The organism is Nonomuraea sp. NPDC050733, assembly GCF_040654215.1.
Taxonomy (GTDB): Bacteria; Actinomycetota; Actinomycetes; order Streptosporangiales; family Streptosporangiaceae; genus Nonomuraea.
In genome coordinates this window covers 1-2,087 of the sequence record NZ_JBFAHO010000012.1, presented here as the reverse complement: position 1 = coordinate 2,087, position 2,087 = coordinate 1, and the positions used below count along the sequence as shown (strand labels likewise).

The window sequence follows — 2,087 nt, the reverse complement described above, 5'->3', positions numbered from 1 at the left end:
TCATCGCGGTCACGGAACGGGGGACGGCTGTCGCCCTGCCCACCCTCGCGACGCGGACCGCGATCACCGAACCCGCCCTCACGGCGCGGACCGCGGTCATCGCGGTCGCGGAACGGACGACGCTCATCGTCACGACGCGGACCCCGGTCACCGAAGCCACCCTCACGACGCGGACCCCGGTCGAAGCCACCTTCACGGCGGGGACCGCGGTCGTCGCGGAAGCCTCCCTCACGGCGCGGCCCACTGTCTCCGCGGAAACCGCCCTCGCCACGCGGACCACGATCATCCCGATCCCGGAACGACCGACGATCATCATCGCGCCGCGGACCGCTGTCACCGCGGAAACCGCCGTCACGACGGGGGCTCCGGTCGAAGCCTCCCTCACGGCGCGGGCCTCGATCGTCGCGGCCGGGGCGGTCGGGACGGTCAGAGCGGGCGGGACGGTCGTCCCGGCCGCGGTATCCGGGCCGATCGCCGGAGCCGCGGTCCTGTGAGGAACGGCGGTCGTCGCCCTCGCGGCGCGGCCCCCGGTCGTCGCGGCCGCCGGAGCGCTGGTCAGAACGGAACGGGCGGTCGCCCCGCGACGCCCCCTGGTCACTGCCTCGGGAGCCGTACCCGCCGTCTCTGTTCCCGTACGTACGCCTCTCCCCGTGTTCGCCGCCCTCGCGCTGTCCGCCGTCGGGTCCGTTGTCTCTGTTCACTTCTGGTCCATTTCGTTGGCTCACTCAGCGGACCCGCATCGCATATGACGGCCGCCGTGGCTCGCCGCCGCCCGTCTCGGGCCTTACGCGACGAAGGCCACCCGTGGGGGTGGCCCGCTCGTTCCAGACTAGCAAGCCTCCGAACGTCCACGTGACTCGCCGACGAGCGAATTCGGTCGCTCCCTTTGCCGTTTTCAGGAAGACTGCCAGCCATGTCGCTTCGCTTCCATGAGATCGCCGAGTCGCGTCACCGCATCCTGAATCCCCTGAGCCACGACAAGCTCAATCTCCTCGGCGAGATATGCCACATCCGGCCCGATACCCGACAACTGGATCTCGCTTGCGGGAAGGGCGAGATGCTCAGCCGCTGGGCGTCCCGCTACGGGTTGCAAGGGGTGGGGGTGGATCTCAGCTCGACGTTCCTGGACGCGGCCAGGAAGCGCGCCACGGAGCTCGGGGTCTCCGACCAGGTGAGCTTCGTCGAAGCCGACGCGCGGACGTACGAGCCCGAGGCGGAGACGTACGACATCGTGTCCTGCATCGGCGCGACATGGATCGGCGGCGGCCTGACGGGAACCTTGGACCTCATGCGGCGACCGCTCCGCCGGGACGGGATCGCGCTGGTCGGCGAGTGCTTCTGGCAGACTCCGCCGCCCGCCGAGGCGTACGAGACCATGGAGATCCCCGAAGGGACGTTCACGTCGCTGGCCGGTACGGCGGAACGACTGGAGAGTGCCGGCTTCGAGCTGGTGGAGATGGTGCTGGCCGACCCGGACAGCTGGGATCGGTACGTGGCGAGCCAGTGGTGGACGCTGAGCGACTGGCTGCGCGCCAATCCCGACGACTCCGACGCCCCGGCGATCCGTGACTTCCTGGACAAGTCTCGCCGTGCGCACCTGCAATACGGCCGGCAGTACCTGGGCTGGGGTGTGTTCGTGGCACGACAGTGATGCCCGGCGTGTTCCCGGTGACTCTCCGCCAGGAACACGTGTGCGTTGTGATCCGATCAGGGCCCGTGTGCCTGCCGGTGCAGATCCGGCCGGCCCATCGGGCCCGAAGGTTGCCCGGCGTAGACGTCTCCGGGCATGCGAAAGGGGCCCACACAAGCCCGGCACGAATGCCAGACCCGCATGGACCCCCCATCAAAGATTGTCCGGCGGTGACCTACTCTCCCACACCCTCCCGAGTGCAGTACCATCGGCGCTGGGAAGCTTAACTTCCGGGTTCGGAATGTAACCGGGTGTTTCCTTCCCGCCATAACCGCCGTAACCCTCTGAAACACACAAGCACTGCTTGCTGTCTCAGAATTGCCTAGTGGACGCGAGCAAGATCTTCAGTGTGGCGCAGCTCTGGACCCGGCGAAGAGTAACAGAGCGCAGCACACAC

The 2,087-nt window shown here is 68.4% G+C and carries 2 protein-coding genes and 1 rRNA gene; 2 read left to right on the top strand and 1 reads right to left on the bottom strand.

Translation table 11 applies throughout. The annotated features are described in order from the left end of the window. Positions 1-494 (top strand): hypothetical protein (locus AB0H64_RS20745; protein ID WP_357626685.1); only part of this gene is annotated, 494 nt, incomplete at its 5' end. Between the two features lie 419 nt (positions 495-913). Beyond that, complete coding sequence (locus AB0H64_RS20740) at positions 914-1,651, top strand: class I SAM-dependent methyltransferase (protein WP_357626682.1); 738 nt, start codon at positions 914-916, stop codon at positions 1,649-1,651. Between the two features lie 201 nt (positions 1,652-1,852). On the opposite strand, the gene rrf is transcribed toward AB0H64_RS20740, so the two are convergent. Beyond that, a 5S ribosomal RNA gene (rrf, locus tag AB0H64_RS20735) occupies positions 1,853-1,969 on the bottom strand. Positions 1,970-2,087: the final 118 nt, after the last annotated feature.